Annotated in this window: 21 protein-coding genes; 4 read left to right on the forward strand and 17 right to left on the reverse strand. The window is 73.1% G+C overall.

Translation table 11 applies throughout. From position 1 onward, the window contains the following. Positions 1-112 precede the first annotated feature (112 nt). Positions 113-1,000, reverse strand: coding sequence for a polysaccharide deacetylase family protein (locus tag PYR91_RS19310; RefSeq protein ID WP_279781392.1), 888 nt, complete (start codon positions 998-1,000; stop codon positions 113-115). Positions 1,001-1,567: 567 nt separating this feature from the next. On the opposite strand from PYR91_RS19310, the gene PYR91_RS19315 reads away from it, so the two are divergent. Then, a complete protein-coding gene (locus PYR91_RS19315; RefSeq protein WP_279781394.1) occupies positions 1,568-2,404 on the forward strand; it encodes a DMT family transporter in 837 nt (278 codons plus the stop codon). 124 nt (positions 2,405-2,528) lie between these two features. On the opposite strand, the gene PYR91_RS19320 is transcribed toward PYR91_RS19315, so the two are convergent. Together PYR91_RS19320 and PYR91_RS19325 are read right to left on the reverse strand one after the other, a co-directional pair. Then, the gene (locus tag PYR91_RS19320) at positions 2,529-4,217 is read right to left on the reverse strand and encodes an MFS transporter (RefSeq protein WP_279781395.1); all 1,689 of its coding nucleotides are present in this window, start codon (positions 4,215-4,217) and stop codon (positions 2,529-2,531) included. A 385-nt stretch (positions 4,218-4,602) separates the two neighbouring features. After that, complete coding sequence (locus PYR91_RS19325; RefSeq protein ID WP_279781397.1) at positions 4,603-5,196, reverse strand: sigma-70 family RNA polymerase sigma factor; 594 nt, start codon at positions 5,194-5,196, stop codon at positions 4,603-4,605. 293 nt (positions 5,197-5,489) lie between these two features. Here PYR91_RS19325 and PYR91_RS19330 point away from each other — a divergent pair, with 293 nt between their 5' ends. After that, entirely contained in the window at positions 5,490-6,554 is a 1,065-nt protein-coding gene (locus PYR91_RS19330; RefSeq protein WP_279781399.1) for a PLP-dependent cysteine synthase family protein, read from the forward strand. Positions 6,555-6,560: 6 nt separating this feature from the next. On the opposite strand, the gene ftsY is transcribed toward PYR91_RS19330, so the two are convergent. From ftsY to PYR91_RS19385, 11 genes are all read right to left on the reverse strand, one after another. Next, on the reverse strand, positions 6,561-7,736 hold the full coding sequence (gene ftsY, locus PYR91_RS19335; protein WP_279781401.1) for a signal recognition particle-docking protein FtsY: 1,176 nt from the start codon (positions 7,734-7,736) through the stop codon (positions 6,561-6,563). Between the two features lie 104 nt (positions 7,737-7,840). After that, positions 7,841-11,521: a chromosome segregation protein SMC gene (gene smc / locus PYR91_RS19340; RefSeq protein WP_279781402.1), complete on the reverse strand. Its 3,681-nt coding sequence runs from the start codon at positions 11,519-11,521 to the stop codon at positions 7,841-7,843. A 226-nt stretch (positions 11,522-11,747) separates the two neighbouring features. After that, the gene (locus PYR91_RS19345; protein ID WP_279781404.1) at positions 11,748-11,939 is read right to left on the reverse strand and encodes a hypothetical protein; all 192 of its coding nucleotides are present in this window, start codon (positions 11,937-11,939) and stop codon (positions 11,748-11,750) included. A 189-nt stretch (positions 11,940-12,128) separates the two neighbouring features. Further along, positions 12,129-12,428, reverse strand: coding sequence for an acylphosphatase (locus tag PYR91_RS19350; protein ID WP_279781406.1), 300 nt, complete (start codon positions 12,426-12,428; stop codon positions 12,129-12,131). Further along, entirely contained in the window at positions 12,425-13,279 is an 855-nt protein-coding gene (gene mutM / locus PYR91_RS19355; protein WP_279781408.1) for a bifunctional DNA-formamidopyrimidine glycosylase/DNA-(apurinic or apyrimidinic site) lyase, read from the reverse strand. Before mutM ends, PYR91_RS19350 begins: the two co-directional genes overlap by 4 nt. Before the next feature lie 4 nt (positions 13,280-13,283). After that, positions 13,284-13,997: a ribonuclease III gene (rnc, locus tag PYR91_RS19360; protein ID WP_279781774.1), complete on the reverse strand. Its 714-nt coding sequence runs from the start codon at positions 13,995-13,997 to the stop codon at positions 13,284-13,286. A gap of 266 nt (positions 13,998-14,263) precedes the next feature. Then, positions 14,264-14,443, reverse strand: coding sequence for a 50S ribosomal protein L32 (gene rpmF, locus PYR91_RS19365; protein ID WP_279781409.1), 180 nt, complete (start codon positions 14,441-14,443; stop codon positions 14,264-14,266). Position 14,444: 1 nt separating this feature from the next. Continuing rightward, on the reverse strand, positions 14,445-15,020 hold the full coding sequence (locus PYR91_RS19370) for a YceD family protein (protein WP_279781411.1): 576 nt from the start codon (positions 15,018-15,020) through the stop codon (positions 14,445-14,447). 48 nt (positions 15,021-15,068) lie between these two features. Continuing rightward, positions 15,069-15,545, reverse strand: coding sequence for a pantetheine-phosphate adenylyltransferase (gene coaD / locus PYR91_RS19375; protein WP_279781413.1), 477 nt, complete (start codon positions 15,543-15,545; stop codon positions 15,069-15,071). Between the two features lie 15 nt (positions 15,546-15,560). Beyond that, positions 15,561-16,130, reverse strand: coding sequence for a 16S rRNA (guanine(966)-N(2))-methyltransferase RsmD (gene rsmD / locus PYR91_RS19380; protein WP_279781415.1), 570 nt, complete (start codon positions 16,128-16,130; stop codon positions 15,561-15,563). A gap of 703 nt (positions 16,131-16,833) precedes the next feature. Continuing rightward, entirely contained in the window at positions 16,834-17,289 is a 456-nt protein-coding gene (locus PYR91_RS19385; RefSeq protein WP_279781416.1) for a hypothetical protein, read from the reverse strand. A 248-nt stretch (positions 17,290-17,537) separates the two neighbouring features. Between PYR91_RS19385 and PYR91_RS19390 the strand changes: the two genes are divergently transcribed. After that, positions 17,538-18,533 carry a helix-turn-helix transcriptional regulator gene (locus tag PYR91_RS19390; RefSeq protein WP_279781418.1) on the forward strand — a complete coding sequence of 332 codons (996 nt, stop codon included), beginning with the start codon at positions 17,538-17,540 and terminating at the stop codon, positions 18,531-18,533. 716 nt (positions 18,534-19,249) lie between these two features. Here PYR91_RS19390 and recG read toward each other — a convergent pair. Then, a complete protein-coding gene (recG, locus tag PYR91_RS19395) occupies positions 19,250-21,427 on the reverse strand; it encodes an ATP-dependent DNA helicase RecG (RefSeq protein WP_279781420.1) in 2,178 nt (725 codons plus the stop codon). Between the two features lie 359 nt (positions 21,428-21,786). After that, on the reverse strand, positions 21,787-23,397 hold the full coding sequence (locus PYR91_RS19400; protein WP_279781421.1) for a DAK2 domain-containing protein: 1,611 nt from the start codon (positions 23,395-23,397) through the stop codon (positions 21,787-21,789). Positions 23,398-24,028: 631 nt separating this feature from the next. Here PYR91_RS19400 and rpmB point away from each other — a divergent pair. Beyond that, on the forward strand, positions 24,029-24,214 hold the full coding sequence (gene rpmB / locus PYR91_RS19405) for a 50S ribosomal protein L28 (RefSeq protein WP_279781776.1): 186 nt from the start codon (positions 24,029-24,031) through the stop codon (positions 24,212-24,214). 84 nt (positions 24,215-24,298) lie between these two features. On the opposite strand, the gene thiD is transcribed toward rpmB, so the two are convergent. After that, complete coding sequence (gene thiD, locus PYR91_RS19410; protein WP_279781423.1) at positions 24,299-25,096, reverse strand: bifunctional hydroxymethylpyrimidine kinase/phosphomethylpyrimidine kinase; 798 nt, start codon at positions 25,094-25,096, stop codon at positions 24,299-24,301. Positions 25,097-25,134: the final 38 nt, after the last annotated feature.

Raw genomic sequence — 25,134 nt, forward strand, 5'->3', positions numbered from 1 at the left:
GCGTCGCGCCGTCCACGCCGGACGGCGGGCGGCGCCGGCGTCCCGGAAGCCTCGGCGGCCCGCCGGCCGTGCCCCGGGCGGCGGGCGCGCGTGGGCATCCTTTTCCAGAGCGTCAGCGGCGCCCCGTAGCGCCGTCGGTGCCGGTTCGGCCCGCGTAGCTTCTGCCGGGCACCAGGTCGGCGCCGTACAGCTCGGAGACCGTCACGAAGGCGTAGCCGCGTGCGGCCAGGTCGCGAAGCAGGCCGGGCACGGCGTCGGCCGTGGTCTTGTGGATGTCGTGCATCAGCACGACCGAGCCTGACCCGGCGGCCGAGGCGCGCCGGGTGACCAGCGAGGTGTCGCGGTCGCGCCAGTCCATGGTGTCGACGTCCCACATGATCTGCGCCAGCCCGGCCCGCGCCGCCTGCTCGGCGACCTTGCCGTCGGTGGCGCCGTAGGGCGGGCGGAACAGCCGCATCGTCACGCCGGTCGCGGCCCGCACGGCCCGCTGGGTGCGGCCGAGCTGGTCGCGGACGCCGTCACCCGCGAGCGACGGCAGCGCCGGGTGGTCCCACGAGTGGTTGCCGATCTCGTGCCCCTCCGAGACCATGCGCCGCAGGTAATGGGTGCTCTGCGGGGTCACCATCTGGCCGACCACGAAGAACGTCGCCCTGGCGCCGTACCGGGCCAGCGTGTCGAGCACCGCGCCGGTGTGGTCGTACGGGCCGTCGTCGAAGGTCAGCGCCACGCACTTGACCTGCTCGCACCGGATCGCGCGCCGCGGCGGCGCCACCAGGGGCCGGGTGCCGGGCCATTCCGGCTGGGCGGCGGTCACCCGCAGCACCAGCATGCGCGGATCGCTCGCCGGCCTGACCGGCGCGGTCGAGCGCACGCGTACGATGTCGTCTTGCTCGGCCACGCCCAGGGACGCGACGAGCCCCCCACATCCCGAGACCCACGGCGCCACGAGCAGGGCGAGCGCGAGCCGCCCCCAGTTTCCACGAACCCGGATAGTCGCCACCCGCACGCTCCCCCCGAACAGCGGCAGGGGTCACGGGTACTTCTCGGCCGTTCCCCCTCGCAGAGTCGCGGCGAGCTCCTCCCACCAGGGCGGGACGTCGGCGCGCAGCTCCGCGTAACGACGCGCCACCCTAATGGCGCATCCAACCGGATCTGTACCCAAATGGCGATGTATCACCACTCCCTCCGACCAACGGTAGAAACCATCCCTGAAGGTGACGACCAACCCGATCCACACCGAAAGGACCGCGTCGTCGCACACTTCATAGGCATCGGCCACTCCGAGGCCCTCGAGTTCCACGCGGAGCTTCGCCAGGGCGGCCCGGGGGTCCGTCACACCCCCACCTCCCGGCGCCCGGCCGTCGGCCGGCGGGGTAAGCCATCAGCGCTCGACACACCGGTGATGTACCCAGCCGTGGCCACTTCTTTACCTCTCGCCGGTCACAGGATGACCTTCACCGCCGGGAAACCGTCCCCCACCCACGTACCGGTCACGTATCGGCACAGCTCATACCGCAGATCCCAATAGGTTGTAATCACTGTTGAACCCGGACAGAGGTGAGGGCGGATGACGGCGGTCCTGTTGGCGACGACGTGCGCGGTGGTCTACGGCGCGGCGGACTTCTTCGGCGGGTTCGCCACCAAACGGTCTCGGGTGCTCGCCGTCGTCGTGGTCAGCCAGATCACCGGGCTGCTGTTCGCGCTGCCCCTGCTGCCGCTGCTCCCGGGCGCGCCCAGCGCGGCCGCGCTGGCCTGGGGCATGGCGGCGGGCATGGCCGGCGGCATCGCGCTCGTCCTGTTCTACCGGGCGCTGGCCGGTGGGGTGATGTCGGTGGTGGCGCCCACGACGGCCACCGCGTCGGCCGGGCTGCCGGTGCTGGCCGGCCTCGCGATGGGCGAGCGCCCCGCGCTGCTCGCGCTCTGCGGGGTGGCGCTGGCGCTGCTGGCCGTGATCCTGGTCAGCCGGCAGGCGGGCGACGCGGAGGGCGGGGCCCGCCTTCCGACCGTCATGCAGGCCGTCGCCTCCGGGCTGGGGTTCGGCCTGTTCTTCATCCTGCTCAAGCAGGTGCCCCAGGAGGCGGGCGTGTGGCCGCTGATCGGCGCCCGCATGGTGTCGGTCACGGCGATCGCCCTGCTGGCGCTGACGACCCGGCGCCCGCTGCGGCCCGGGAAGGGGGCCATGCCCGCCATCGTGGCGGCCGGCGTCCTGGACATGGCCGCCAACGTGCTCTACCTGCTGGCCGCCCAGCGCGGGCTGCTGGTACTCGTCGCCGTCCTGGTGTCGCTGTACCCGGCAAGCACGCTGCTGCTGGCCCGCTACGTGCTCGGGGAGCGCCTCAGCGCCGTGCAGGCCGCGGGCGTGGGCCTTGCGCTGGGCGCGGTGGCCCTGATCGCCACCGCGTAGCCCCGGACACGGCGAAGCCCGGTACGGGGGGGCCGTACCGGGCTGGGGAGCCGGGGTGACGCGGGTGGCGGATCCTCCTTCGGGCGGGGCGACCGGGCGGGTGGGGCGGGGCTCGGCGGGGCGGTTACTCGACGCGGGCCAGGACGCGGGGGGCGTCCACCGGCTCGGCGAGGGCTTCGCGGCCGTCGGCCGGGCCGGCGTCCGCGACGGCGAACCCGGCCTCGGCGGCGGCGAGCTCGTCGTTCGCGACGGCGGCGTCGTTCCGCGCGGCCTCGTCGGCGGCCTGCGGGCCCTGGTTGGGCTGGTCGTTGCCGCGGAGCACCGTGACCGAGAGCAGGGCGAGCCCGATGAAGATCGCGGCGCCGACGACGGCGACGACGTTGAGCCCGCTGGTGAAGGCGGCACGGGCGGCGTCCACCAGGTCGGAGGCGAGCTGGCCGGGAAGCTGCTGGGCGGTGGCCAGGGCGGCGCTGATGCCCTCCAGGGCGGAGTGCGGGACGCCGCTCGGCAGTCCCTCGCCGAGCTGGGTGCGGTAGACGAAGGTGCCGAGGCTGCCCATGGCTGCGATGCCCATGGCCACCCCGAACTCGCCGCTGGTCTGGCTGATCGAGGCGGCGGAGCCGGCCTGCTGCGGAGGCACCGAGCCCATGATCAGGTTCATGGTGAGCGCCATCGGGAACGAGATGCCGAAGGAGGTGAACACCAGGCCGGCGACCAGCAGGGGCAGCCCGCCGACGCTGTCGACCTGGCTGTGCAGGACCAGGCCCACCGCGGCGATGAGCAGGCCGGCCGCGATGACGGAGACCGGGCGGAACCTGCGGGCCAGGGCCGGGGCGGCCATGGACCCGACGACCATCGCGATGTTCTGCGGGATCAGCCAGAGGCCGGCGCTGATCGGGGACACGCCCTCGACCGTCTGCAGGAACAGGCTGGACAGCAGGGTCGTGCCGGCCATGACGATGCCGGCCATGAGCATGACGCCCATCGCGGCGCTGAAGTTGCGGTTGGCGAACAGGCGCAGGTCGAGCAGCGGGTTGGCGAGGCGGCGCTGGCGGAGCGTGAACACCACGCCGAACACGATGCCGGCGATCAGGGCGGCGACGGGGAGGGCCTGCACTCCGCCGCGCGCCAGCTCCTTGAGGCCGTAGATGGCGGGCAGGATCGCGGCGAGGGACAGGGCCACGCTGACGAAGTCGAGCCGTCCGGCGGCGGCGTCACGGTACTCCGGCAGGAGCTTGGGGCCGACCACCAGCAGCAGGACCATGACCGGCACGCCGAGCAGGAACGCCGAGCCCCACCAGAAGTGCTCCAGCAGCAGGCCGCCGACCAGCGGGCCCAGGGTCATGCCGCCCATGAAGCAGGCGAACCAGACGCCGACCGCGGTGCCCATCTCCTTGGGGTCGCGGAACATGTTGCGGATGAGCGCGAGCGTGGAGGGCATCAGGGTGGCGCCGGCGACGCCGAGCAGCGCCCTGGAGGCGATCAGCATCTCGGGGCTGGTGGAGTAGGCGGCGAGGATCGAGGCGACGCCGAAGGCGACCGCGCCGCCGAGCAGCAGCCTGCGGCGGCCGATGCGGTCGCCGAGCGTGCCCATCGTCACGAGGAAGCCCGCGAGCATGAACGAGTAGATGTCCAGGATCCAGAGCTGCTGGGCGGCGTTCGCCCCGAGGTCGGAGCTGAGGTGCGGCAGCGCCAGGTAGAGCACGCTGATGTCCAGCGACAGCAGCAGGGTGGGCAGGGCCAGGACGGCAAGCCCGATCCATTCGCGCCGACCGGCCCGCGGTCCGGGCCCGGCCTCCAGGTTCACGCTCATCTCACATTCCTTCGTGTCGGTGTGTTCCGCGGTACGGCGGCTGCAGGTCTCACCGGCGCAGCCGGAGCGCGACCGCGGCCGGGCTTCCATCAGCGCCTCTTTCGAGCTGACACAAGCGTCTCACCGACAAGTTTTTTTGTCAAGGAGAAAATAGTGATCGGTCTGACCTCGGGGTACGCGGGAGCGCGGCCTGAACGGCGGCGATGGCGGCGCTTCGGCCCGGAAAAGAAAGAAGCCCAGACGACGACGCTGTCATCTGGGCGCGTACGCGGCGCGGGCCGTCGGCGGGAAGCCGGGGCCGTCCTGTGGTGCGGGCGGAGCGGGTGCGGGTCGGGTGGGCGCGGGTAGGGCGGGTTCACGGGGTCGCCGGAGCGGCCCCGGCCGTTCAGGCGGCCTGGAACTGCGGAGCGCGCAGGGCGCCCTCCTCGTGGGCGTAGCCTTCCAGCATCGAGCGGAGCTGGCGGCGGCCACGGTGCAGACGGGACATCACCGTCCCGATCGGCGTGCCCATGCGCTCGGCGATCTCCTTGTACGCGAACCCCTCGACGTCCGCCAGGTAGACGGCCACCTTGAAGTCGTCGGGCAGGGAGCGCAGAGCGTTCATCACGGCGTTGTCGGGGAGCTGCTCCAGGGCCTCGGTCTCGGCGGAGCGCAACCCGGTGGACATGTGCGACTCGGCGGCGGCCAGCTGCCAGTCCTCGATGTCCTCGGCGGCCGACAGCTTCGGCGACCGCTGCTTCTTGCGGTAGTCGTTGATGAAGTTGTTGGTCAAGATGCGGTGGAGCCACGCCTTCAGGTTCGTACCGGGGCGGAACTGGTGGTAGGAGGTGAACGCCTTGGTGACGGTCTCCTGCACCAGGTCCTCGGCATCGGCGACGTTCCGGGTGAGACGCATGGCGGACGCGTAAAGCTGACTCGTCACGGGCATGACGTCGCGCTCGAACCATGTCTGCCGCTGCTGTTCGGTCATCGAGATCATCTCATCCCCCTCATGCCTGCTGTCCCCCGTTACCCATCCGACATGAACCCATGCGGGTTCAATTACCGCTCTACTCCATCTGACGGCTGATGACATGGTCCCGGTTCACCGGTAAGGGTCACGTTAGGGGCGCCAGCCAGTCGGCAGGGGTTGCACACGGTCAGCCCAGGGCGGTTACCTCACACCTCAGACCGGACAAGTCTCATAATAGTAACAGATAACGCTCAAATGGGAAGAAAGTGTGCTAAGGGTCACAGAACGGCAAGACAGGTTAACGTAGGGGTGTGAGACATGTGGACCGACATGACCGCGCCGCGCGCGCCTGGGTGGCCGAGGCGATCCGCACCGTCGAGGCGGACGCCAACCGAAGCTGCGACACGCACCTGCACGTCTTCCCGCTGCCGCCGCGCTGGGGCGTGGAGCTCTACCTCAAGGACGAGTCGGTCCACCCGACCGGCTCGCTCAAGCACCGGCTGGCCCGCTCGCTGTTCCTGTACGGCCTGGCCAACGGCTGGATCGGCCCCTCCACGACCGTGGTGGAGGCCTCCAGCGGCTCGACGGCGGTCAGCGAGGCCTACTTCGCCCGCATGCTCGGCCTGCCGTTCGTGGCGGTGATGCCCGCGACCACCTCCCCAGAGAAGATCTCCCTGATCGAGTTCTACGGCGGCAAGTGCCGCCTCGTGGAGGACCCCGGCACCATCTACGAGGAGTCGCGCCGCCTGGCCGAGGAGAGCGGCGGCCACTTCATGGACCAGTTCACCTACGCCGAGCGGGCGACCGACTGGCGCGGCAACAACAACATCGCCGAGAGCATCTACCAGCAGATGGCCCTCGAACGGCACCCCGAGCCGTCCTGGATCATCGTCGGCGCCGGCACCGGCGGCACGTCCGCCACGATCGGCCGGTACATCAGGTACCGCCGGCACGCCACGCGCCTGGCCGTGGTCGACCCGGAGGGCTCGGCCTTCTACCCCTCGTGGGTCGGCGGGGACACCGGCGCGACCGCGCCCGGCTCCCGCATCGAGGGCATCGGCCGGCCGCGCGTCGAGCCGTCGTTCCTGCCCACGGTGATCGACCGCATGGTCAGGGTGCCGGACGCCACCTCGATCGCCGCGATGCGCTGGGTGCGCGAGGCCACCGGGCGCGACGTCGGCGGCTCCACCGGCACGAACGTCGCCGCCGCCGTGCAGATCATCAACGAGATGCGCCAGAACGGGCAGCGGGGCAGCGTGGTGACCCTGATCTGCGACGGCGGCGAACGCTACCGGCACACCTACGACGACGACGCCTGGCTCGCCGAGCGGGGGATCGACATCGACCCCCCGCTGCGGCGGCTCCGCTCGTTCCTGGAGTTCTGAAGGGCCCTACTCGCCCAGCAGGGCGTCCACGAAGACCTCGGCGTCGAACGGCGCCAGGTCGTCGGGGCCCTCGCCGAGCCCCACCAGCTTGACCGGCACGCCCAGCTCGCGCTGGACCGAGATCACGATGCCGCCCTTGGCCGTGCCGTCGAGCTTGGTGAGCACGATGCCGGTGACGTTCACCACCTCGGCGAACACCTGGGCCTGCCGCATGCCGTTCTGGCCGGTGGTGGCGTCGAGCACCAGCAGCACCTCGTCGACCGCGGCCTTCTTCTCCACGACCCGCTTGACCTTGCCCAGCTCGTCCATCAGGCCGGTCTTGGTGTGCAGACGGCCGGCGGTGTCGACGATCACGACGTCGACGTTGTCGTCGATGCCCCTGCTGACGGCGTCGAAAGCCACGGAGGCGGGGTCGGCGCCCTCGTCCTTGCGCACGACCTCCGCGCCGACGCGCTCGCCCCAGGTCTGGAGCTGGTCGGCGGCGGCGGCGCGGAAGGTGTCGGCCGCGCCCAGCAGGACCGTGCGGCCGTCACCGATCAGCGAGCGGGCGAGCTTGCCGGTGGTCGTGGTCTTGCCGGTGCCGTTGACGCCGACCACCAGCACGACGGCGGGCCGCCCGCCGTGCGGCTCGGTGCGCAGCGTGCGGTCCATGTCGGCGCCGACCTGGGTGAGGAGCTGCTCGCGCAGCAGCGCGCGCACCTCGTCGTGCGAGCGCGAGCCGAGCACCTTGACCTTGGTGCGCAGCTCCTCGACGATCGCCCGCGCGGGCGCCACGCCCATGTCGGCGCTGATCAGCTTGTCCTCGATCTCGTCCCAGGCGTCGTCGTCGAGGCGGTCGCGCGACAGCAGCTCCAGCAGCCCCCTGCCCAGGGAGGTCTGCGAGCGGGCGAGCCGGGCGCGCAGCCGCGCCATGCGGCCGGCGGACGGCGGCGGGATCTCGATGACGGGCGCCGGGGGCGCCACGGGCTCCACCGGCCTGGCGGGCGGCGGCACGGTGGTGGTCGCGGCGTCGTCCTCGACCACCCCGGCGGCCGGGGCCCGTTCCTGCTCAGGGGCGGCCGGCGGCGGGGGCGCGACCGGTGGGGCGTGCCTGTCCCTGGGCCTGAAGAGCAGGAGCATGCCGCCCACCGCGAGGACCGCGATGAGGAGGACGATCAGAATGATGCCGAGATACCCATCCACAAGAAGTCAGTTTCCCAGACGGCCGGGCATGGTCGGGCCTCGGCTCGCCCACACCGCTCCGCTTATCACGACATTTCGTGACCTATCCGGTGGAACGCGGGCGGTCAGGCGGTCTCGCGCTCCCGCAGCCGCTGACTGACGACCTGCGTGACGCCGTCCCCGCGCATGCTCACGCCGTACAGCGCGTCGGCGATCTCCATGGTGCGCTTCTGGTGGGTGATGACGATGAGCTGCGAGCTCTGCCTCAGCTCCTCGAACAACGTGAGCAGGCGCTGGGTGTTGGTGTCGTCGAGCGCCGCCTCCACCTCGTCCATGACGTAGAACGGCGACGGCCGCGCCTTGAAGATGGAGATCAGGAACGCGACGGCGGTCAGCGAGCGCTCCCCGCCCGACAGCAGCGACAGGCGCTTGACCTTCTTGCCGGGCGGCCTCGCCTCGACGTCCACGCCCGTGGTGAGCATGTCGGACGGCTCGGTGAGCACCAGGCGCCCCTCGCCGCCGGGGAAGACCCGCCCGAAGATGGCCTCGAACTCCCGGGCGACGTCCTCATAGGCCGCCGAGAAGACCTGTTCGACGCGCTCGTCGACCTCCTTGACGACGGTGAGCAGGTCGCGCCGGGTCTTGCGCAGGTCTTCGAGCTGGGAGTTGAGGAAGGCGTGCCGCTCCTCCAGGGCCGCGAACTCCTCCAGGGCCAGCGGGTTGACCTTGCCGAGCTGGTTCATCTGCTTCTCGGCGATCCTGGCCCGCTTCTCCTGCTCCGCGCGGTCGTACGGAGCTGGCTCGCCGTCGGGGCCGGGCACCGCCTGATCGGGGCCGTACTCGGCCACCAGGGACTCCACCTCGACGCCGTACTCGTCCATGGCGCGGGTCTGGAGCTGCTCCAGGCGCAGGCGCTGCTCGGTGCGGGCCACCTCGCTGCCGTGTACGCGATTGACCAGCCCGTCGAGCTCGGCGGACAGCTCGCGCACCCGCACGCGCACGGCCTTGAGCTCGGCGTCGACCTCGCCGCGGGCCCGCTCGGCCTCCTCGCGCTCGCCGGCGGCCAGGGCCAGGGAGACCTCCAGTGCCTCCAGCGCCCGCCCGGCGTCGCGCACGACGGCCTCGGCCACGCGGGCCTGCGCCCGGCGCCGCTCACGCAGCGCGGCGGCGCCCGCGCGCTCCTCGCGCTCGCGGCGGGCCGCCCGCATGAGCTGGTCGGCGCGGCCGTGCAGCCCTCTGACCCGCTCCTCGGCCGTGCGGACGGCGAGGCGGGCCTCCATCTCGGCCTGCCGGGTGACCGCGCAGACGGCCGCCAGCTCGTCACGCGTCTCGGTGGTGGGCTCGGCCGTCAGCTCGTCGGCGTACTCGGCCTCGGCGAGGTTCTCCTCCAGCTCGACGACCCCGGCGAGGTGGTGGTCGCGCGCCGCCTCGGCGGCGGCGACGCTCCTGGCCAGGCGCTCGCCCTCCTCGCGCGCGGCGACGGCCGCCGCGTCGAGCTGGGCCAGCCGCCGCGCCCCGGCGGCGACCCGCTGGTCGGCCTCGCGCTGCCGGGCCCGCACGGTGTCGAGCGCGGCACGCGCCGCGCTCACCCCCGCCTGGGCGCCGTCGACGGCCGTCTGGGCCTGGCCCGCCATCGCCTGTGCGGCCTCCAGGGCGGCCTGGGCCGCGCGCTCGGCCTCCGCGGCCTCCTCCAGGGCGGCGGCGCGCACCTCGGCGGTGGCGCCCGCGGCCTCGAGGTCGGCGATCGCCTGGTCGAGGGCCGTGCGCACCTGCAGCACCGAGGAGCCGCCCCCTGAGCCGCCCTTGGCGTAGTAGGCGCCGACGAGATCGCCCGACCAGGTGACGGCCCGCAGGTCGGGGCGCTGCTCCACCAGCTTGCGCGCCACGGTGACGTCGTCGGCCACGACGACGCCGTGCATCAGCGACTCCACGGCGGGGCGCAAGGAGTCGGGCACCGTGAGGAGATCGGCCGCCCACCGGGCGCCGTCGACGGCCTGGGGCCGGGAGGCGGCGGCGCCCGAGGCGACGACGAGGCCGGCGCTGCCGGCGTCGTCGGACCGCAGCAGCTCGATGGCGTCCACGGCGGTCGACAGCGACTCGACCGCCACGGCCTCGGCCGCGGCGCCGAGCACCGCGGCCACCGCCGGCTCGGCCCCCGGCTCGACCGACATCATCGCGGCCAGCGGCCCGAGCACGCCGGAGAGCCCGGCCGCCAGCAGCGCGGCGCCTCCGTCGGCGCCCTGGGACAGGCCCATGCGCAGGGCGTCGCGCCGGGCCTCCAGGGCGGCGATCGCCCGCTGGGCCTCCTGGTCGGCGCCGCGGGCGGCGGCCACGGCCGAACGCGCCGCGGCCAGGGCGCCGCGCGGGCCCTCCACCGCGGCCTTGGCCTCCTGCGCCGCCGCACGGGCCTCCTCGACCGCGGCGGAGGCCTGCTCGGCGTCCTGCTGCGCCTTCGCCAGCTCGGCGGCGAGCGACGGGTCTGCGGCGGGCTCGGCGAGCTGCAGGGCGTCGTGCTCCTCGCGGGCGCGCTCGCCGCGCTGCCGGGCCTCCTCGACCGCCTTGGCCAGGCGCCCGATCTCCTCCTCCGCGGCCCGGGCGCGCCCGCGCACCGCCGCGACCTCGCCACGCAGGCGGGCCAGGCCCTCGCGCCGGTCGGCCGCGGCCCTGGCCTCGGCCGCCAGCCGCCGCTCCTCGGCGGCCAGGGCGCTCTCGGCGTCGGAACGGCGGTCGACCGCCTGCTGGAGGATCTCCTCGGCCTGCTCGACCTCGGCCGCCAGCGCCTGCTCGCGCTCGCGCACCTCGGCGGCCTCGCGCTCGTAGTCCTCGGGGTCGCGCCCGCGCCGCTCGATGGAGGCGGCCTCGACCGCGTGGCGGTGCCGCTCGGCGGCCACGGTGCGGACGCTGTGCAGACGCTCCTTCAGGCCGGCCAGCCGGTAGTAGGTCTCCTGCGCGGCGGCCAGACGCGGCTGGACGGCGCCCTCGGCGGCCTCCAGCTCGGCCTCGCGGGCCTGGCCGCGCGCCAGGTCGCCCTCGACCTCCGTGCGCCTGGCCTGGACGGCGGCCTCGTCGGCAGCCTCGCGGTCGAGGTGGGTGCGCAACCGGACGACGTCGTCGGCGAGCAGGCGCAGGCGGGCGTCACGCAGGTCGGCCTGGATCACCGCCGCCTTGCGCGCGATCTCGGCCTGGCGGCCCAGCGGCTTGAGCTGGCGGCGCAGCTCGGTGGCGAGGTCTTGCACGCGGGTGAGGTTGGCCTGCATGGCGTCGAGCTTGCGGAGCGCCTTCTCCTTGCGCTTGCGGTGCTTCAGGACGCCCGCGGCCTCCTCGATGAAGGCCCTGCGCTCCTCGGGCCCGGCGTGCAGCACGGTGTCGAGCTGGCCCTGGCCGACGATGACGTGCATCTCGCGGCCGATGCCGGAGTCGGACAGCAGCTCCTGGATGTCCAGCAGGCGGCAGGTGTCGCCGTTGATGGCGTACTCGCTCTGGCCCGACCGGAACATCAGCCGGCTGATCGTGACCTCGGTGTAGTCGATGGGGAGTGCGCCGTCGGTGTTGTCGATCGTCAGCGTGACCTCGGCGCGCCCGAGCGGCGGGCGGGATGAGGTGCCGGCGAAGATGACGTCCTCCATCTTGCCGCCGCGCAGCGACTTCGCGCTGTGCTCGCCCATGACCCAGGCCAGGGCGTCGACGACGTTGGACTTGCCCGAGCCGTTCGGCCCCACCACGCAGGTGATGCCCGGCTCGAACCGCAGGGCGGTCGCCGAGGCGAAGGACTTGAAGCCGCGCAGCGTGAGGTTCTTGAGATACACCCGCCGCCTCCCCGTCTGCTGCGGGACCGCCGGAAGGCTCTCCGGCCGATCCCTGCGGGGCAGACTACCGGCTCAGGAGTCGACAGGAGTCACTCTGAGGAGCCTTGACGGGGAGAGACGGCCTACGCGGGCCCCTGGGCGCGCCGGAGGCCGGCGTCGCCGGATGGGGAAATGACAAGGGACGCCTTTGCGGGGCGTCCCTGACGGTGTACTGCCGCACCGAACCTCAGGTGAGGGCCGGCTCGCGGTCCTGCAGACGGGTGAACGCCTCGTCGCGCGACTGCGCGAGCGCGTCGTTCTGGGCCTGGAGCCTTGTGAGCTCAGCCTCGAGATCACGGATTCGCTGCTGGAGACGGCGAACTTCCGAGACCATACGAGGGTCGAGACCGCCGACGTGGCCGAGTAGAGCCTTCGCCATGGTTAAGGGTCCTCCACGCTGAGTGACCAAACTGGGTCGCGCACTTCTTGCCGCGGGAGGGGTGCGCGTGTTTCCTCTCAAGAGTCGCACCGGCGATGGAGGCGGTCAAGTTGAACGCTCCCCATGAATACACCAATGGGCACTCCCGACATGTAAATATACACCATTTAAGGGGTTTCAGGGAAGCGGCTAGCGCTCCACAAAACCACCGAAATCACCGCGAACCGCCGACCAGCGCTCCACCACGACGTCGACCCGGCCGGGGGTCGTACCGCCCCTGAGCAGGGCGAGGAGCCGCTCGCAGGCCTCGCGCGGCCCCTCGGCGACTACCTCCACGCGGCCGTCGGCGAGGTTGGACGCCGAGCCCACCAGCCCGAGCTCCAGCGCCCGCGCGCGCGTCCACCAGCGGAAACCGACCCCCTGAACCCGGCCGCGCACCCACGCGTTGAGCCGTACCCGACCCGAGTCGACGCCGCCGGGGGCGCTCACGCCGCCGTCCGAGGTTGACAACGGGGGCAACTGAAGGAGGACCTGTTCATAAAGGCCTCCCGCCGGACCGCGCCGCCGCAGCGGGCGCACGGCTCCCCCTCCCGGCCGTACACGTTGAGCGACCGGTCGAAGTAGCCGCTCTCGCCGTTCACGTTGACGTACAGGCTGTCGAACGAGGTGCCGCCCTGGCCGAGGGCCTCGCCCATCACCTCGCGGACCGCCGCCAGCAGCTCGTCGATCTTCGGCCGGGTGAGCGCCCGAGTGGGGAAGCCGCCGTGCAAGCGGGCCCGCCACAGCGCCTCGTCGGCGTAGATGTTGCCCACCCCGCTGATCAGCGACTGATCGAGCAGCGCCCGCTTGACCTCGGTCTGCCGGGAGGCCAGCCGCAGCGCGAACGCGTCGTCGTCGAAGGCCTCCTCAAGGGGGTCGGCCGCGATGTGCGCGATGGGCTCTGGCACCGGACGCGCCAGCGGCGCCATGGGGGCCACCAGCAGGTGCCCGAACGTGCGCTGGTCGACGAAGCGCAGCTCGGGGCCGTCGTCGGAGAAGGCCAGCCGCACGCGCAGGTGCTTCTCCAGCGGCGAGCCCGGGTCGACGACCAGGAGCTGCCCGCTCATGCCGAGGTGGGCCAGCAGCGCGTCGGAGGCGTCCAGCGGCATCCACAGGTACTTGCCGCGGCGCTCCGCGGAGGTCACCGTGCGGCCCGCGAGCCGTCCGACGAACTCCGCCGACCCGGGCACGTGCCTGCGGACGGCGCGCGGGTGCAGGACCTCGGCCATCACGATGGTGCGGCCGGCGACCCAGCGGGCGAGCCCGCGCCGCACCACCTCGACCTCCGGCAGTTCGGGCATGGCGTCAGGTGGTCGCCTTCTCCAGCTTCTGCTGGGCCTCGCCGCGCGCGCGGATGGCGTTCCAGGCGGCCTCGGCGGCCTGCTGCTCGGCCTCCTTCTTGCTGCGCCCGGCGCCCGAGCCGTACTCCTGGCCGCCGACCCGCACGACGGCGGTGAACGACTTGGCGTGGTCGGGCCCGCTCTCGTCGACGTGGTACTCGGGGACGCCGAGCATCTCGGAGGCGGTCAGCTCCTGCAGGGAGGTCTTCCAGTCGAGCCCGGCGCCGAGGGAGGCGGAGCGCTTGATCAGCGGGTCGAACAGCAGGTGGACGACGCGGAACGCCTCGTCGAGCCCTTTGTCGACGTACACGGCGCCGATCACGGCTTCCAGGGTGTCGGCCAGGATGGACGACTTGTCGCGGCCGCCGGTGCCCTCCTCGCCCCGGCCGAGCCGGGTGAACCGGCCGAGGTCGAGCGCGCGGGCGACGTCGGCGAGCGCCCTCATGTTGACGACCGCGGCCCGCAGTTTGGCCAGCTGCCCCTCGGGCAGGTCGGGATGGCCGCGGAACAGGGTGTCGGTGACCACCAGGCCCAGCACGGAGTCGCCCAGGAACTCCAGGCGCTCGTTGGTGGGCAGGCCACCGTTCTCGTAAGCGTAGGAGCGGTGGGTCAGCGCCCGCTCCAGCAATGCCTCGTCCAGCTCGATGGCGAGCTCACGGCCGAGCTCGTCTCTCGCGATCTCTACGGGTACCGGCTTTCCACCTGCGGCCACGTCTCCTCCTCGGACGCAATTCTCCGGCCGTCACGCGAATTCGTCACGACCATGGTCGCGATGGCGGATGGAACGCGGGAAATGCCCGAAAACGTGGTGGACGCCGGGAGATTGCGGCAATCCGGCGCCCACCACGGCCGCGGGCGAACCGCCACCGCACGCCTGCGCGGAGGTCGGTCTACCCGGCCGGATGACGGGCATCCGGCCGGCTCACCGGCCGCCGCGGGCGTGAATCAGGCCGACGGCTCGATGACCTGACGGCGGTTGTACGTGCCGCAGGTCGGGCATGCCACGTGCGGCAGCTTCGGCGACCTGCACTGGTTGCACTTAACGAGCGCCGGCGCGGCGGTCTTCCACTGCGCGCGGCGGGAGCGGGTGTTGCTCCGCGACATCTTCCGCTTCGGGACGGCCACGTCAACCCTCCTGGTCCTTTTGGTTATCCGATGTTCTAAGGCCCTGCAACGCCGCCCAACGGGCGTCGGTCTTCTCGTGCCGGTGGTCAGAGCCGGCCTCGGCCAGCTTGGCACCGCATTCCGTGCAGAGCCCGGGGCAGTCGTCACCGCAGACCGGGCTCAACGGCAGTGCGAGCACCACCGCGTCGCGGAAGGTCGGCTCCAGATCGAGCAGTTCGCCGTCGAGGAGTGAGTCGTCTTCCGCGGCGTCCTCCGCCGAGTAGAAGTAGAGCTCCTGGAACCCGACCTCGATCTCCGAGGTCAGCGGATCCAGGCAACGCGAGCACTCTCCGCCGAGCGGCGCCCGCGCCGTGCCCGTGACGAGCACGCCCTCCATCACTGCCTCAAGCCGGAGTTCCAGCTCGACGTCGGCGCCCTGAGGGACGCCGATCATGCCGACGCCGAGGTTCGCCGGTGCCGGGAGTGCTCGGGCCGACTCGCGCATGGACCCCGGTCGCCGACCCAGATCGTGAGTGGAGATCACCCAGGGGGCTCGGGGGTCGAGGCTACGCAGTGTCTTCCCGATCTCTTGAGGCATGGCGAACCACCGCCGTCGTACAAGGCCGATGAGCAACAATACCAGGGTTCAACCACGCAGCCGTTCGACCAGCATCCGGTGCACCAGATCGGGCACCAGGCCGGAAACGTCGCCGCCGTACCGCGCGATCTCCTTGAGCCTGCTCGACGACAGGAAGGAGTACTCGGGGTTGGTCGACATGAACAGCGTCTCCACGCCCGACATCCGGTAGTTCAGCTGGGCCATCTGCAACTCGTAGTCGAAGTCGCTGACCGCGCGCAGCCCCTTGACGATCGCCGGGATGCCCTGCTGCTTGCAGTAGTCGACCAGCAGGCCGTGGAACTTGTCCACGCGCACGTTGCCGTACTCCTTGGTCACCGCCTGGAGCGTCTCCACACGCTCCTCCACGGTGAACAGGCTCTTCTTCTCGACGTTGATCAGCACGGCGACCACGACCTCGTCGTACAACCTGGACGTGCGGCCGATGATGTCGAGGTGACCGTTGGTGACGGGGTCGAAGGACCCCGGACAGACGACGCGACGCAAGGTGTACCCCCAGTTTCACTGGTTCCCGGCGGCGCGACCGTACCAAACGGCCGCTTCGCCGTAGCGACGGACCCTCTCGGCCGCGAAGCCCCCGGGCCAGCGCAGGTCGCCGCCGCGTGACTCGCGCTCCACCGCGACCAGCGCGTCCTCGGCGAGCCAGCCGTTGTCGCGCAGGCCCTCCAGCACCCGCAGCACCATCGGGTCGGCGACCGCGTACGGCGGGTCGGCGAACACCAGGTCGAACGGCTCCGCGCACGGCCCCGCCACCACACGCTCGGCCCGGTCGGCCAGGACGACCGCCCCGGCCAGCCCGAGCGCCTCGACGTTCTGCCTGATGGTGCGCGCCGCCCGCGTGTCGGACTCCACCAGCGTGGCGTGCGCCGCGCCCCTGGACAACGCCTCCAGGCCCACCGCGCCCGACCCGGCGTACAGATCGAGCACCCTGGCGTCGTCGAGCGAGCCCAGGAGGGAGCCGATCGTGGAGAACAGCCCTTCCCTGGCGCGGTCGCTGGTCGGCCGCGTACCGCGCCCCGGCGGCACGGCGATGCGCCGCCCGCCCGCGCTCCCTGCGATGACTCGGGTCACCCGCCCATTCTCCCCGCCCATTCTCCCCGCCCGCGCCCCCGCCCGGACCCCCGCCTTCGCCCCCGGCCTCCCGCTCCCAGAGTCCTCGCGCTCTTGGCGGCCTCTCCGCTCCCGGCGCCTCGCGCCTCTTGGGACCTCGCGCTCCCGGGGCCTCGCGCTCTTGGGGGCCTCTCCGCTTCCGGGGCCTCGCGCCTCTTGGGCCTCTCCGCTCCCGGGGCCTCGTGCTCTCGGGCCTCGTGCTCTCGGGCCTCGCGCTCCCGGGGCCTCTCCACTCCCGGGCTTCACCCTCCCCTGGCCTCGCGCCCCCCAGCTCGCGCCCCGGGGAATCTCGGCCCTTCCGGGCCCGGCGCCCGTGCGGGCGGGGCGCCTGGGTCAAGAGTGCCCAAGTGTCGTGCACGAATGCGCAAGGGTCGTTCCCCCGGGGCGGTCGAACCCACATGATGAGTTCTGCGGCCTTCATGGTGACCCAGGGGAAGGCCGACCGGCGTGATCGTGAGCCCTTCCGCGCGCCGGTGCCCTCGGCACCTGACCCGAGGGTGGGCCCAGCCGGGGACGGCATTCGGGGGGAGGCCGTCCCAAGGCTGGGCCCTGGGTCATTCCACAGCCGCGTCAGCCGCGGCCCGGGGCGCCGAGCCCGTACGGGCCCCCGCGAGCGGCCATGCCGCGCCGCACGGAAGCCGGCACCCCGTCCAGCCCTCAGGCGTCAGCACCACCAGTCGGTGAGGTAGGACGACGAGGCCCCCGCCGGACGAGCGCCGGCGCGCATGCACACCTGGGAGCTGCTGCTGGTCTTCAGCGCGTTGCCGTAGTTGCGTGCGCTGTTCAGGGTCCGCAGGTCGCACTGCGTCCACGAGCTTCCACCGGTTCCGGAGATGTCGATCCAGAGCCGGTCGCCGTTGCGGGAGTTGAGAATGCGCGACCAGGCGTACTGCGTGGAGCCGACGCGCCCGTACCGCAGCTCCAGCGTCTGGCCGTTCGGCATCGCGGCGCTCTTGGCGGTGGCGGTGCCCGTGGCGTTGACCGGGTTCACCATCCCGGCGCACGAGACCGGGACGGCGGCGGCGCTCGCCTGGGACGCGTGGACGGCCGCGGGCACAACCAGCAGCGAACCGACCGCGGCGATGCTGAGTGCCGCGCTCTTGGCGATGGTCGTCTTCATCGTGTTTTCCTCTCCTCGTGCTTGTGGATGGACCGGTGGTGACGGCGGTGCGGTACCGGATTCCCGCGCCCCGTCGCCGCCGGGCCCAACGCTTGCCGGGAGCGGTAACCGCTAGCAAGGAAACCGGTCGAGGTGGGATGCTGAGACGTCCCAATACGCCGCGAGCTGCGCAGAAGATGGACCTGCTGGGACACGGGTGGGATGGCTGTTCCGCGGCCGAAGGCGCGGCTCCTTATCATGGAGGCGCTATGACGAATCCGGGGGAAGCGCACCAGTTCGCCGCCCGTTTGCGGGTGCTCAAGGACCGCGCGGGAGTGAGCTTCGGGGTGCTCGCCAACCGCACCGGCATCAGCCGCTCCAGCCTGCACCGTTACTGCGCGGGCAGCAAGATCCCCTCCAGCTACGGCCCGGCGCACGCCTTCGCCAAGGCGTGCGGCGCGAGCAACGAGGAACTCCGAGAACTCCACCGCCTGTGGGCCCTGGCCGACGCCTCCCGAGGCTCGTCCCCCACACCCACCGCGCCCGAGCACCAGGACGCCGCCGTCCGGCACGACGCCGCCCAAAGCGCCTCCACCCAGGACGCCGCCGTCAGGCACGACGCCACCCAGGGCGCAGGCGCGGGGCCAGGGGACACCGGGGCCCGGGAGGCCGGGATGGTGGACGTCGAGTGGCGGTCCACTGTGTCGGTGGGGGCGCCGGCGGGCAGGGGCGCGCGGTCGCGCGACCGGCGGACGGGGCTGGCCGTCGTGGCGGCGGCGGCGACCCTCGCCACGCTGGCCGTGACGATCGTCATCACGGCGAAGATGGGTGAGGGGTCGAGGGCCGCCGGCCCTTCGACACCGCCGGGCGGGGGCCCGGCGACTCCGGCACGCTCCTCCGCACCCACCGGCCCGCCGGTCGTCGTGAGCACCCCTCCGGGTGCCCGCCCGAGCGCTGACGTGCGGGTCTACAACATCGAGGGCGCCTGCCGGGCCAGCGAGAAGCGGGTGCCCGCCTGCAGCATGGGCCTGGCCCGCGACCCGTACCTGAAGTACGACGCCGCCAACGTGGTCAGCCACCGCGTCTGGCACGACGACGTCCTCAGCGCCGACTGCGTCCTGTTCGAGGGCGACCACGTGGAGGACGAGACCGGTGTCGGCACGACCCGCTGGCTCCGCGTCCGCCTGGACACCGTCCCGGGCGGGACCGCCTGGCTCCCCGCGGTACGCACCCACGACAACCCGTCCCTCCCGGTCTGCGCCTGACCCAAGCCCCACCGACCCGCCCGCCGAATCGGCATGGTCTGGAGCGGACGAGTGTCTACGAAGACCGGCGGTCACCCCGCCCGGCCACCCGCCGGCACGGGCGGGTCCCTTCCACATCGGCCGGAGCGCCGTCCTAACCCGCCGCCGCATCCAACACACGGCGCCGACGCGGCGGGCACCGGGACGGCGAAGACGGCGCCGCCGTACGGCGCACCACCTGCGCGGGAGAAGCGACCAGCGGCCAAGGCAGCCACCCGCGCCACGGCGGGAGGCGAGCAGGTGACAGCCGCCCTCCAGAAGACCGCGCCGAAGGCCACCATCCGCAGGGACGGCACCAGACCGATCCGGGCAGGTCAGGACGGGCGTAGAGCGGCGCCCGGCTCGATGCCGCCCGCCCCGAGCGCGGGGTGCGCATCGGGCGGGGTGCCTTTCTACCCCCCAGGCTCCCCACACGGCGCCGACGCGGCCGACACGGGTACGGCGAAGACGGCGCCGCCGTACGGCGCGGCACCTGCGCGGGAAGCGACCAGCGGGCAAGAGCGGCGCCCGCGCCACGGCGGGAAGCCGACAGGTCAGACCCGCCCTTGGAAGACCGCGCCGAAGGCACCGTTCGCGGGACGGCGCCAGCCTGGGCGCCTTCCCCTCCCGCCCCCTGCGCCCAGAGGGGCGGGGGGGGGGAAACGTGGCGGGCGTGGGCAGGCGACCGGGGGGAGGGGTCAGGTCTTTTCCAGGTACTCGGCTCTGTCGTCGCCCAGGAGGCGGTCTATCTCGGACTTCAGGGCGGGGTTGGCTTCCAGGTGGGGGTCGTCGGCGAGGAGGGCGGCGGCCTCCTCGCGGGCCTGGGCTATGACCTCCTCGTCGCGGAGGAGCTGGAGCATCTTCAAGGAAGACCTGCGGCCGGACTGGGCGGCGCCCAGGACGTCGCCCTCGCGGCGTTGTTCGAGGTCGACGCGGGACAGCTCGAAGCCGTCGAGCGTGGCGGCCACCGCGTCGAGGCGGTCGCGGGCGGGGGTGCCGGCCGGGAAGTCGGTGACCAGGAGGCACAGGCCGGGCAGGCCGCCGCGGCCCACCCGGCCGCGGAGCTGGTGGAGCTGGGAGACGCCGAACCGGTCGGCGTCCATGATGACCATCACGGACGCGTTGTGGACGTCGACGCCGACCTCGATCACGGTGGTGGAGACCAGGACGTCGATCTCGCCGGCGGTGAAGGCGCGCATCACGGCGTCCTTCTCGTCGGGCTGCAGTCGGCCGTGCAGGATCTCGACCCGCAGGCCGTGCAGGGGACCGTCGACCAGCATCGGGGCGACGTCGGTCACCGCGAGCGGCGGACGCCGCTCGTCGTCGGCCGCGGGCTCGGCCAGGTCGCCCTCGTCGCCCTCGGCCTCGCCGATGCGCGGGCAGACGATGTAGGCCTGGCGGCCGAGGCCGACCTCCTCGCGGACGCGTTCCCAGGTGCGTTCGAGGAAGTGCGGCTTGTCGGAGGCCGGGACCACGTGCGTGGTGATCGGGGCGCGGCCGGCCGGAAGCTGGGTGAGGGTGGAGACCTCCAGATCGCCGAAGACGGTCATGGCGACCGTGCGCGGGATCGGCGTGGCGGTCATGACCAGGACGTGCGGACGGCCGCCGCCGGCCTTCTCGCGCAGGGCGTCACGCTGCTCGACGCCGAAGCGGTGCTGCTCGTCGACGACCACGAACCCGAGGTCGGCGAAGCGCACCTTCTCCTGGAGAAGAGCGTGGGTGCCCACGACGATGCCCGCCGCCCCCGAGGCGGCGTCCAGCATGGCGGCGCGGCGCCCGGCCGCGCCCATCGAGCCGGTGAGCAGGGCGACCCCCGTGCCGCCGAACACCCCGCCAGTGCCGAGATCACCGAGCATGCGGGTGATGGACCTGTGGTGCTGCTGCGCCAGGACCTCGGTGGGCGCGAGCAGCGCCGCCTGCCCCCCGGCGTCGATCACCTGGAGCATCGCGCGCAGCGCCACCACCGTCTTGCCCGCGCCGACCTCGCCCTGCAGAAGGCGGTGCATGGGGTGCTCGCGCGCCAGCTCGGCGGCGATCTCCTCCCCCACCTCGACCTGCCCCTCGGTGAGCTGGAACGGCAGGCGACCGTCGAAGCCGGCCAGCAGGCCGTCGTCGCGGCGGGGACGGGGGACGGCGGGCCACGCGGCGGCGGCCCGGCGCCGCTGGGCGAGCACGGACTGCAGCACGAACGCCTCGTCGAACTTCAGCCGCTTGCGGGCCCGGCCGACGTCACCGCGGTCGCGCGGCCGGTGGACGGCCTCCAGCGCGTCGGCCAGACCGGCCAGCCGGTGGCGGGACCGCACCTCGGCGGGCAGCGGGTCGGCGAGCGGGCCGAGCGTGTCGAGCACGACGCCGACCGCCCTGCGGATCACCCACGAGGAGATGCCGTTGGCTGCCGGGTAGATCGGCACGGGCGCGGCGGCGAACTCGGCGGCCGAGGAATCCGACTCCTCGAACAGCTCGAAGTCGGGATGGTTGAGCTGCCACTTGCCGCCCTCGCCGCGCCCGAACCTGCCGACCTTGCCGGAGAACATCGCGCGCGTGCCGGGCTTGAGGCGCCCCTCCACGACGTGGGACACCCGGCCGAAGAACGACAGGTAGATCTTGTTGCGCCTGCCGTCGACGACCTCGACCTCCAGCCAGGTGCCCGAGCGGTTGCGCATGGGCTTGCGCATCAGCCGCGACACCTCGCCCACCACGGTGACGTGCTCGCCCGCCTCAAGGGCGTCGAGCGCGGTCAGCTCGCCGCGTTCGGCGTACCGCCGGGGGTAGTGCCGCAGCAGCTCGCCGACGGTCGCGAGATTGAGCGAGGACTCCAGCGGCCCCGCCGTCTTCGGGTCGAGCGCCTTGGTGAGCGGCTCGTCGAAACGCGTCACGTCACCATGTTCTACCGCCCGGCGCCGACAAGAACACGCCGACCCGTTCACCGCGCGCCGACGGCGCGGGAAATCGGACGACGAGCCGCAGCCCGGCCGCGCGGACCGGCCGGGTATCCCCCACCGGCCCGGTGGGCCCTGGAACGCCCAGTCGGGTACCCATCCCCGGCCTTGTGGGCCCTGGAACGCCCAGCCGGGCGCCCTTCCCCGGCCCGGACGGCCCTGGAACGCCAGCCGGGTACCCATCCCCGGCACGGCGGGCCCTGGAACGCCCAGCCGCGTGCCCATCCCCGGCCCGGCCAGCCCCGGGAAGCCGCTTCCCGCACCTACGGCGGGCGGGCGCGGGCTCCGGCGGGTGGTCACTCGACGCCGATGAGGAGGGGGTAGCCGCCCTGGCCGCCCTCGTAGACGGTGATCTCGACGTCCGGGCGCGTGGTGTCCAGGAGGTCGCGGACGGCCGCGGCCAGGTCCGCGCCGGGGCCGGCGCCGGCGATGAGGGTGACCAGCTCGCTGCTGGCCGACAGCATGCGCGAGACGGTCTCCCCGGCGACCTGGCGCAGGTCGGCGCCGATCAGGGCCACGTCGCCGTCGACCACGCCCAGCACGTCGCCAGGGCGGCACAGCCCCGCGCTGGTCATCGCCTCGCGGTCGGCCACCCACACGTGGCCGTGCCGGGTGTGCGCGGCGGCGTCGGCCATCGCCACCACGTCGTCGTCGAAGCGCCGCAGCGGGTCGTGGACGGCCAAAGCGGCGAGGCCCTGGACGGTGGCCCTGCTGGGGACCACGCTGACCACGACGCCCTCCTCGCGGGCGACCTCGGCCGCCGCGGCGGCGACCGCGGCGGTCGCGGAGTCGTTGGCCAGCACCGCCACCTCGGTTCCTGCGTCCCTGACCGCGGCCAGCACGGCGGCGAGCGACGGCCCGGCCCCCGGCTCGCGCCGCACCACGACGGCGCCCTCCCGCTCGAACAGCCCGGCGATCCCGTCGCCGGCGGCCACGGCCACGACGCCACGCCCGTGCGCGGCCCGATGGGTGCGCGCGGCGGCCTCCAGGTGGTCGATCCTGATCCGGTACGGCCGCCCGGCCCGGATGCCCGCCTCCACCGCGGCGCCCGCGTCGTCCACGTGCACGTGCACGTTCCACAGCCCCTCGCCGCCGACCACCACCAGGCAGTCCCCGAGCCGGTCGAGCTCCTCGCGCAGCCGGTCCACGGCGTCGTCACCGGCCTCCAGCAGGTACATCACCTCGTACGCCGGGCCCCGTTCCGCGGGGTCCGCGTCGCCGTCCGCACGCGGGTGCCCGGCGGTCGCGAGACCGGCTACGCCCGCGCCCGCCGGGAGGGGGTCGGAGGCGGGGGCGGAGCCGGTGATCACGGCGGCCAGCGCCTCGATGATGACGGTCAGTCCGGCCGCGCCCGCGTCCACGACGCCGTGGCGGGCCAGCACGTCGAGCTGCTGGGGCGTGCGGCCGAGCGCCGCCCGCGCGGCGGCCACCGCCCTGCCCGCCACCTCGGCCAGTTCCGCCGGCACATCCCGCGCCGGGACGTCGCGCACCGCCGTGGCCACGGCGCCGAGGACGCTGAGCACGGTGCCCTCGACGGGGCGGGCGACGGCGCTCCGGGCCAGCTCGGCGGCTCTGACCAGGGCCCGGCGCAGGTCGTGGCCGCCTCCGGCGGTCTGCCTGAGCACCTCGGCCATGCCGCGGAGGGCCTGGCTGACGATCACGCCGGAGTTGCCCCGGGCGCCGAGCAGGGCTCCGTGGGCGAGCGTGCGCCAGGTGGTCTCCACATCGGCGTCGTACGGGAGGCCGTCCAGGGCCTCGGCGGCCGACAGCATCGTCAGGTGGAGGTTGGTGCCGGTGTCGCCGTCGGGGATCGGGAAGACGTTCAGCGCGTCGATCCGCGAGCGGTTCCGGCCGAGCGCGTCGGCGCAGGCCCGCGACCACAGGCGTACGGCCGGAGCGTCGAGCACGTGAAGTGCCCCCCGGACGCGCCCGCCCGCGGAGGGCGCACCGGAGACACGCGGACCCGGAGCGGGTTCGCCGCTGGGGCCGCTGTCGATCAGGCATGCGGGCCCGACCGCACCGGAGACGCGCGGGCCCGGGGCGGGTTCACCTGTGGAGGACTCCCCGGGAACGCGCTCGCCTCTGGCGGGCGCCCCGGAAGCGTGCTCGCCTGTAGCGGGCGCGACGGGAACGGGCTCGCCTGTGGGGGGCTCGCCGGGGGCGGGCTCGGACGGCATGGGGCTCCTTCTCGTGCGCGGGCGCCTCCCGCTGTCCGCGTGCGCCTGTTCGTGCGTGCTCGTGCGCCTTCCCGCACAGGCGACGACACACCTGTATAACCGCACTATTCATGATATTTCCGCTGATCGAGATGTGAGCAGCGATCCGTCGCCCACCGGGGAAAGGCGCAGGTGCGAACCGCGACCCCTCGGCGGGTGCGCTACGGTGGGCCCACGAGAGTATCCCCGTCCGCGCGTCCTGGTTTGGCGTGCACCTGGCGACGTCGGATATCCTCGTATGGCCAGCCGGTGTCCCGGCATGCCCGACCACCGCTTCTTCCACGGTTTCGGGCCTTATCGACTGATCAAAGGAGCGATGACCGTGGCTTCCGTCTGCGACGTCTGCGGCAAGGGGCCGACCTTCGGCAACAACATCTCGCACTCGCACCGCCGCACCCGCCGCCGCTGGAACCCCAACATCCAGCGTGTGCGTGCCATGGTGGGCAACACGCCGAAGCGGCTGAGCGTCTGCACCTCGTGCATCAAGGCCGGCAAGATCACTCGCTGACCCCGCGCTCGCAAGGCCCGCCACCCGATCAGGGCGGCGGGCCTTTCGGCGTTCCCGCCCGGCCTCTCAGCCGGCCGGCTCGCCTCAGCCGGCCGGCTCGCGCCAGCGCCAGGCGTGGTCCACCGGGCCGATGCCCGCGCCCAGCGGGAAGCCGTGCGCGATCGCCCCGGTGACGTACTCCTTGGCCCGCGCCACGGCGTCGGGCACGGACGCCCCCATCGCCAGGTGGGAGGCCATGGCCGACGCCAGCGTGCACCCGGTGCCGTGGGTGTGGCGGTTGTCGTGGCGCTCGGCGGTGTAGCGGAACTCCTGGACGCCGTCGGTGAGCAGGTCGACCGGGGCGCCGGGGAGGTGGCCGCCCTTGACCAGCACCCAGGCCGGGCCCAGCTCCAGCAGGGCGTCGGCCGCCGGGCGCAGGTCGTCCTCGTCCTCGACCTTGAACGACGTGAGCTGCTCCACCTCCCACAGGTTCGGCGTCACCACCGTGGCCACGGGCAGCAGGCGTGAGGCGACCGTCTGGACGGCCTCGGGCGCCAGCAGGGAGTCGCCGTGCTTGGAGACGCCCACCGGGTCCACCACCACCGGAGCGTCCACGCCGGCGAGCACCTCGGCCACCAGGGCGACCAGCGCCGGGGACGCCAGCATGCCCGTCTTCACCGCCTGGACGCCGATGTCGCCCAGCACGGAGTCGAGCTGGGCGCGCACCGCTTCGGGCGGCAGCTCCCAGTACCCCTGGACGCCCAGGGAGTTCTGCGCGGTGACCGCCGCGATCACGCTCATGCCGTGCACCCCGTGCGCCAGCATGGTCTTCAGGTCGGCCTGGATGCCCGCGCCTCCGCCGGAGTCGGAGCCTGCGATCGTCAGCACACGGGGAGGGGTCATCGATCCATGAAACCAGGGCGCCCCGCGCCCTGGTTCAC

Origin of the sequence: Sphaerisporangium sp. TRM90804 (genome assembly GCF_029846175.1) — a bacterium.
Classification (GTDB): Bacteria; Actinomycetota; Actinomycetes; order Streptosporangiales; family Streptosporangiaceae; genus Sphaerisporangium.